This is a genomic window from Actinomyces sp. ICM58, from assembly GCF_000283035.1.
Taxonomy (GTDB): Bacteria; Actinomycetota; Actinomycetes; order Actinomycetales; family Actinomycetaceae; genus Pauljensenia.
In genome coordinates this window covers 1-7,167 of the sequence record NZ_ALIY01000010.1, presented here as the reverse complement: position 1 = coordinate 7,167, position 7,167 = coordinate 1, and the positions used below count along the sequence as shown (strand labels likewise).

The following is a 7,167-nucleotide window of genomic DNA, read 5'->3' as shown; positions in this document are numbered from 1 at the left end:
AGAGGGCGCGGGCGCGGATGCGCTCGTCGTCGCTCAGGTACTGGTTGCGGCTGGACAGGGCGACGCCGTCCTCGGCGCGCACGATCGGCACGGCGTGGACGCGCACGGGGATGTCGAGTTGGGTGAAGACAGTGCGCAGGACGGCCAGCTGCTGGGCGTCCTTCTGGCCGTACAGGGCGACGTCGGGGCGCACGAGGTTGACGACCTTGGAGCACACGAGGGCGACGCCCGCGAAGTGCGTGGGGCGCGTCTTGCCCTCGAGGACGCGCGCGATGGGGCCCGGGTCGATGGTGACGGTCGCGGGCGTGGGGTACACATCCTGGGGCGCGGGCGCCCACACGAGGTCCGCGCCGACCGTCTCGAGGGCGTCCATGTCCGCATCCAGGGTGCGCGGGTATGCGTCGTAGTCCTCGCCGGGCGCGAATTGCGTGGGGTTGACGAAGATTGTGACGATCACGTGGTCGGCGAGCTGCCGGGCTTCACGCACGAGCTGCAGGTGCCCGTTGTGCAGGGCGCCCATGGTCATGACGAGCGCCTTCGTGCCGGGCAGCTTCGCCAGCGCCTCGGCCAGCTGGGCGCGCGTGTGGGTCAGGATGGGACGGTGGGTCATGTTTCTATTCTTGCAAATGTTGATCCCCGGGCGCGAAAGAGAGTCGCTATCCTCACGCCTCGCTCTGTGGGGGACGAGGCCTGGGCGCGGCCGGCGGATGCCCGAGGTCAGGCGCCGGGATCGAGGAGGGCAGCCTCGACGGCGGTCGCGGCTCGCTCGTCGAGGAGCCGGGCCTCGCGCAGGAGCCGCGTGAGGGCGCGTGTCATGTCCGCGTAGGTGTCGCGCTCCCCCACGAGTTCCTCACGCGAGCCGAGGCAGCGGGCGTGGGCCGCGATGGTGCCCGCGTCCCCGCGGGCGGCGGGTCCGGAGATGCCCGCGACGCCCTCGGTGAGAGCCCGGTCGAGGGCGGCCTCGAGGAGGGGGCGCACGTACAGGGCGGGGTTGTCGATGCCGGCCGCGGCGAGGATGCGCGTCGTCTGGACGGTGATGCCGGCGATGAAGTTGGCGCCGTGGGCGAGGCCCGCGTGGTAGAGGGGGCGGTCTTCCTCGGCGACGACGACGGGTTCGCCACCCATTTCGACGACGAGAGCCTGGGCGATCGGCAGGAAGGGCGCCGCCGCCGTCACCGCGAAGGGTGCACCCACGAGGCGTGCCACGTCGACGCTGGTCCCCGTGAAGGTCATCGCCGGGTGGATCGCCAGAGGGATCGCTCCGGCGGCCGAGGCCGGTGCCAGCAGCCCGACGCCCGAGGCACCCGACAGGTGGATGACGATGTGGCCACTCTGCCAGGCGCCGAGGTCGGCGAGGCCGGACGCGAGGGGGCCGATCTGGTCGTCGGGCACGGCCAGGATGACGACCTCGGAGCGTCGGGCAACCTCCTCGGGGGACGCCAGGGGCACCCCGGGCAGCATCGCGTCGGCCCGCTCGCGCGAAGCATCCGACGAGGCGGAGACGGCGACGATCTGGTGCCCGACGGCGCGCAGGGCAGAGCCGATGACGGGGCCGACGTGGCCCATGCCGATGATGCCGATACCGAGGCGTCCGGGGGTGCTCATGGTGTCATTGTCGCCGATCCGCGCCTCACTCGCCGCGCGCCGTCGCGCGCGAGGTCGCCTCGACGACCTCGGTGACGCGCGAGAGCCAGCGTTCGGGGGCCTCGGCCTCGCGGCGCACCTTCGAGGCCTCGGACAGGTCGGCCCACAGCTCCAGGGAACGGCCCGCCTCGACGTGCTCGGCCATCGACGCGACCGGGCCGGGGACCAGCGCGGCGCGCACCGAGGCGACGCTTCGCCACCGCTGGATGGGCCCCTGACGCACGGACACCGACTGGATGCGCGTGAGCGGGATGATGGAGAATCGCAGGTTAAAGAACCCGTCGCGGATCGCGAATACGGCATCGGTCAGGGCGAAGGCTCGGCGCTTGTACACGAGAGGATCCAAAATCCTCGCGCTGCGCGGGATCGGTGTCATCCAGCGGTCCTCGCGCGTGCCCACGCGAAGGGACTCGATGAAGCCCTCGGGATCGTCCACCCCGAGGTCGGGGATCGCGATCGCGATGGCGCGCAGGAGATCGGCTCGGTTACCCACGGGCAAGAGCACGTCGGAAGCGACGTCCACGGCCATGCCCTTATTCTTCTCATCCTTGGTGGTCGAGGCGTTACCCGCCTGCGTGATTTCCACGCGGTACCAGCCGAAAATACGCCAGACCAGCGGCTGGGTGACCTGGAGGGCGTGAATGCGCCCCGGGGGAATCGTCACCTGGCGGCGGGCCGTCAGGCCCCGGCTGATGCGCACGCCGTCGGCCGCGATAGACGCCGTGAAACCGAACTCTCGATCGAAGCGCGCCCACACGGCCCCCAGGAGGCTGAACGCGCCCGCCAGGATACCCAGGAAACTCATGATCGACGTCACCCCGACGACACCCACGAGGAAGCCGTTAAGGCCAAGGAGGAAGACACCGAAGAACAAGGCGATCACGTTGTCGATGGTCGCCAGCATCGAGACCAGAAGCTTGCCAAAGCCGACCTTGAAAACGCGGCGCTCGGGGGCTTCCAGCGGGGACGCACCACTGCGGTACCCCACGGTCGCGGCCACAGAATCAGCGGAAGGATCCACGGCCTCGTCGATCGCGCCCGAGGCAAGGGCGAGCAGAAGCGCACGCAACTCTTCAAGGCGGCGACTCGTGAGCAGGCCCAGCTTGATGCTCGAATCCTGGCCGCCGGCAACCTCAATGTCGAGGTACCCCAGGCCGACGATGCGACCGAGGAGCGAGTGGGAGACGTTCACCGTCTGGATGCGCGACAGGCGCGCGTGGCGCTGGGTGCGCTTGAGGATACCGGCGCGATACCACACGGCGGTCGAGGTCACCGCATAGCGCGTCATCTTCCACGACAGGTAGCAGTAGACGACGGAGAGAGCCAGGACCGCCACGACGACAGCAACGAGGCCCAGCAGAACACTGACGCTCCCGAACAGGGCGGGATCCTCGCCCGACAGCCACGCCGCAATGACCGACGCATTCGCCAGGGCCACACCGCCGATGATGCCCGTCACCGATCCCGCGACGCGGGGAAGGTAGGTCAGCGGGTGAAGCGGCTTCCATTCCTCGGGGGCGACCCCGTCAGCGGACAGGTCCTTACTCATAGGCCCATCAGCTCCGCGGAACCGCGCTCGGCGAGGACGTCGCGCAGACCCACCGCGTCGGCGACGGGAACGCCGCTCAGCGTCGCATCGGTGTGGGCGCTCGCGGTCGAGAGCTTGATCGTGGCGATTCCCATGAAGCGCAGGACGGGCCCCTGCTTGATGTCGACGTACTGGATGCGGCCGTAGGGGACCAGGGTGAGGGAACGGTTGATGACGCCACGGCGGATCACGAAATCCGTCTCCGCCAGGGCGTAGCGCAGAGCTCGCACCTGGGCGGGGATCAGCCACAGGCAGAGCAGGGCGATGAGGGCTGGGACGAGCATGAGCCACCACAGTGCGGGGATGCCGACGATGAGGACGAGGGCCGAGATCGCACCACACAGGGCGCCGCACAGGGCGAAGGCGTTGCCGAGGCGCAGGGCGGCGAGCCTGGGGGACACGTGCTGGAATTCGATGCCTGCGGGAGACAGGACATCCGTTGCGTTTCGAGGGGACATGCTTCAATTCTTGCATAACATTTCCACAAACTTTCTTGTTGATCGAACGAGGGTGCCCGATTCGCGCGAGGGACAGACACCGACACCACCGCGCGATTCACACCGACCTCCCAGGAAACATTCAGACTCATGGGCGACACTGACACCATGAGCACCACCGGAACAGAGGCAAAACTGCTCGTCGTCGACGACGAGCCCAACATTCGCGACCTCCTCGCCTCCTCTCTGCGCTTCGCCGGCTTCGACGTCGTCACCGCCGAGGACGGAAGCGGCGCATTTCACGAAGCCCAGGCCTCGCGCCCCGACCTGATCGTCCTCGACGTCATGCTCCCCGACATGGACGGCTTCACCGTCACGCGCCGCCTGCGCGACGCCGGCATCACCACCCCCGTCCTCTTCCTCACCGCGCGCGACGACATGCGCGACAAGATCCAGGGCCTGACCGTCGGCGGCGACGACTACGTCACCAAACCCTTCGGCCTCGAAGAGGTCGTCGCGCGCATCCGCGCCATCCTGCGCCGCACGATGGGAGCCGAGGAGGATGACGCCTTCCTGCGCGTCGGAGACCTGGTCATCGACGAAGACGCACACGAAGTCACGCGCGCAGGCGTCCCCATCGACCTGTCCCCCACCGAGTTCAAGCTCCTGCGCTACCTCGTCATCAACGCCGGGCGCGTCGTGTCCAAGATGCAGATCCTCGACCACGTGTGGGAATACGACTGGGACGGCGAGGTCGCCATCGTCGAGTCCTACATCTCCTACCTGCGCCGCAAGCTCGCGGTCGAGGGCGCGTCCGGGGAGCTCATCCACACCAAGCGAGGCGTGGGCTACATCCTACGTGCCGAGGAGTAACGTGCACCCCAGCCTGGCTCAACGCGTCGAAGCCTGGTGGGACGCCAAACCCCTATCCTCGCAGCTCGTCACGCTTATCACCTTCCTGCTCGCCGTCGGCCTCTCACTGTCCGGCACGGTCATGATCGGCCTCCTCCAGCGCCACCTGACCTCGCAGATCGACGACCAGCTGATCGCCACCGCGCACACGCTCCAGATCTCCGCCTCCACCGCGACCTTCTCCGCCGACGGCCAGGGCGGCATCCCCACCCTCTATTACATTCAGATCCGCGACACCAGCGGAAACGACCGCTACTTCTACTCCGAGGACACGCTCAAGGCCTCGGGCACACCCAACCTGCCCGAGCTCGTCGACACCTCCTCCGCCCCCATCTCATCGTTCCGCACGCTGCCCATCACCGTCTCCTCCTCGAAGATGGGCCTCGGATGGCGCGCCCTCGTCGTCCCCGTCTACGACCAGGACTCCGGCGTCTTCTCCGGGTACATGACGATCGCCCTGCCCCTGTCCGACGTCCAGCACACCCTGCGCACCACGGCCTCGTACTTCGCGGTCGCCGGCTCAATCATCGTCCTCATCGGTGGATGGGCGGGCCGCGTCCTCGTGCGCCGCGCCCTCCTGCCGCTGCGCTCCATCGAATCCACCGCCGGCAAGATCGCCGCCGGGGACCTCACCAAGCGCGTCACCCCCCACCCGCCGACCACCGAGGTCGGCTCCCTGGCCCTCTCCCTCAACTCGATGCTCACCCAGGTCGAACAGTCCTTCGAGGCCCGCCAGACCTCGGAGCGCAAAATCAAGCGCTTCGTCTCCGACGCCTCCCACGAGCTACGCACCCCCCTGGCGGCTATCTCCGGCTACTGCGAGCTCTACTCCATGGGCGGCGTTCCCGCCGAACGCATCGACGAGGTCATGGGCCGCATCGGCTCCGAGTCGGCGCGTATGGCCAACCTCGTCGAAGACCTCCTCACCCTCGCCCGCCTCGACGAGGGCCGCCCCCTCGACATTACCGACATCGACCTGGTCAAACTCGCCGACAACGCCGTCTTTGACCTGCAGGCCCTCGACCCCACGCGCACCGTCGGGCTCATCGGCACCAACGGGCGCACGCCCCCGATGACCCTCATCGTCCCCGGGGACCGCGACCGCCTCTCCCAGGTCTTCACCAACCTGATCGGCAACATCGTGCGCTACACCCCCCAGGGTTCCCCCGTGGAGATCGCGCTCGGACGCAGCGGCGACACCGCCATCATCGAACTGCGCGACCACGGTCCCGGCATCGACGAAACCGACCGCGGCCGCGTCTTCGAGCGCTTCTACCGGGCCGACTCGTCGCGCAATCGCAAGTCCGGCGGCTCCGGCCTGGGCCTTGCCATCGTCTCCGGCATCCTCGCGGCGCACCGCGGCAACGCCTCGCTCACCAAAACGAAGGGGGGCGGGTTGACCGTGCGCATCGAGCTCCCCACGGCGTGAAAGACGTAACGAAGAGGCGCACACATGGGCATTTTTCCCTGTTTTTCACGCATTTCTGGTCGGACAGTTCCCAGCAAACCCTAAGAGTTTTCCCCGATTTTTGACCAACGGAGGTGACCTCGGGGAAAAAGCGCACTAGCATGGCTGAGTATCCCTCAACAAGGAGAGTGGCCCATGGGTGCACAAGCACCTCAGTGGCTGCTGACGTCGTTCGTCGACGCCATGCAGCAGATCGGCGCAACCGCGACCGGCACAGACCTCGAACATGAGGGCACGGACCTCATGCAGCGGTGGAGCGCGCCCAACCGACACATGCACAACCTGCGTCGTCTCATGAACACGCTGACCTACATCGACGAGATCGCTTCCTCCGCGCACGACCCTGACATCCTGCGCGTCGCCGCCTGGTACCACGGCGCGTTCCTCAACAAGGCTCTCGAGATTAAGCTCGGCGGCTTCCAGGCGAACTTCGCGGCCACCCGCTGCATCGACCACGCGCATAACCGCCTCACCAACCTCGGCGTTCCCGAAGAGGTCGTCGCCCGCATCGATGAGCTCATCGCCTTCTTGACGCGCCACCGCGCCCCGCGCACCGACTTCGACGCGCAGGTGCTCGTCGACGCCGACCTGGCGTGCCTGTCGTGCAGCCCTCAGGATTACAAGAAGCTGCGGTACTCACTGCGCGCCGAGCTCAGCGAGCTCGACGACCTGCAATTCGTCAAGGCCCGCATAGCCCTCCTCAAGAAGCTGCTCAGCTACGAGACGATCTACCAGTCTCCGCTCGGCTCCGCCTGGGAGGACACCGCCCGCGCGAACCTCGAGGTCGAACTGACGCGCCTGGAGCGAGACAAGACCCAGCTGTGCGAAGCCACCCACACCGAGGACACGGACAACGCCGACGATGCGGACGACGCCGAAGAGGTCGTGGAGGACTCCACAACCACGACCGGCACCCTGATCATCAAGCGCCGTTCGATCAAGAAGCGCGTACCCGTCGCAACCCCCGACAACGAAGCCACGTCGACCGGCGTCCTTCCCCGCAAGATCGAGGAGCCCAGCGGTTCCGACGAGCACGAGGAGGCCACCTCCTCCCTCGAGTCCGCAGTCGAGTCGCTCGACCTGCCCAACGCCGACTGAGCCCGTTTCACGCGCCACAC

Annotated in this window: 7 protein-coding genes; 3 read left to right on the top strand and 4 right to left on the bottom strand. The window is 67.7% G+C overall.

Annotated features, from left to right (window positions below; genetic code table 11):
- The 4 genes from panC to HMPREF1138_RS00300 form a co-directional block, all read right to left on the bottom strand.
- A partial coding sequence (gene panC / locus HMPREF1138_RS00315; RefSeq protein WP_009055114.1) for a pantoate--beta-alanine ligase occupies nucleotides 1–610 on the bottom strand: 610 nt, incomplete at its 3' end.
- A gap of 107 nt (nucleotides 611–717) precedes the next feature.
- The gene (locus tag HMPREF1138_RS00310) at nucleotides 718–1,605 is read right to left on the bottom strand and encodes a Rossmann-like and DUF2520 domain-containing protein (RefSeq protein ID WP_009055119.1); all 888 of its coding nucleotides are present in this window, start codon (nucleotides 1,603–1,605) and stop codon (nucleotides 718–720) included.
- A 25-nt stretch (nucleotides 1,606–1,630) separates the two neighbouring features.
- A complete protein-coding gene (locus HMPREF1138_RS00305; RefSeq protein ID WP_009055116.1) occupies nucleotides 1,631–3,193 on the bottom strand; it encodes a PH domain-containing protein in 1,563 nt (520 codons plus the stop codon).
- Nucleotides 3,190–3,690, bottom strand: a complete 501-nt coding sequence (locus HMPREF1138_RS00300; protein ID WP_009055117.1) for a PH domain-containing protein — start codon at nucleotides 3,688–3,690, stop codon at nucleotides 3,190–3,192. Before HMPREF1138_RS00300 ends, HMPREF1138_RS00305 begins: the two co-directional genes overlap by 4 nt.
- A 129-nt stretch (nucleotides 3,691–3,819) precedes the next feature.
- Between HMPREF1138_RS00300 and HMPREF1138_RS00295 the strand changes: the two genes are divergently transcribed.
- The 3 genes from HMPREF1138_RS00295 to HMPREF1138_RS00285 all read left to right on the top strand — a co-directional run bounded on the left by HMPREF1138_RS00295 (nucleotide 3,820) and on the right by HMPREF1138_RS00285 (nucleotide 7,147).
- Entirely contained in the window at nucleotides 3,820–4,542 is a 723-nt protein-coding gene (locus HMPREF1138_RS00295) for a response regulator transcription factor (RefSeq protein WP_009055118.1), read from the top strand.
- Nucleotide 4,543: 1 nt separating this feature from the next.
- Nucleotides 4,544–6,010, top strand: coding sequence for a sensor histidine kinase (locus HMPREF1138_RS00290; protein ID WP_009055112.1), 1,467 nt, complete (start codon nucleotides 4,544–4,546; stop codon nucleotides 6,008–6,010).
- A 174-nt stretch (nucleotides 6,011–6,184) separates the two neighbouring features.
- Nucleotides 6,185–7,147: an HD domain-containing protein gene (locus HMPREF1138_RS00285; protein WP_009055120.1), complete on the top strand. Its 963-nt coding sequence runs from the start codon at nucleotides 6,185–6,187 to the stop codon at nucleotides 7,145–7,147.
- The last annotated feature ends 20 nt before the right edge of the window (nucleotides 7,148–7,167 follow it).

Excerpts from the sequence above, each read along its gene's own strand:
- HMPREF1138_RS00310 (WP_009055119.1), bottom strand. The coding sequence starts at position 1,605 with ATGAGCACCCCCGGACGCCTCGGTATCGGCATCATCGGCATGGGCCAC.
- HMPREF1138_RS00305 (WP_009055116.1), bottom strand. The coding sequence starts at position 3,193 with ATGAGTAAGGACCTGTCCGCTGACGGGGTCGCCCCCGAGGAATGGAAG.
- HMPREF1138_RS00300 (WP_009055117.1), bottom strand. The coding sequence starts at position 3,690 with ATGTCCCCTCGAAACGCAACGGATGTCCTGTCTCCCGCAGGCATCGAA.
- HMPREF1138_RS00295 (WP_009055118.1), top strand. The coding sequence starts at position 3,820 with ATGGGCGACACTGACACCATGAGCACCACCGGAACAGAGGCAAAACTG.
- HMPREF1138_RS00285 (WP_009055120.1), top strand. The coding sequence starts at position 6,185 with ATGGGTGCACAAGCACCTCAGTGGCTGCTGACGTCGTTCGTCGACGCC.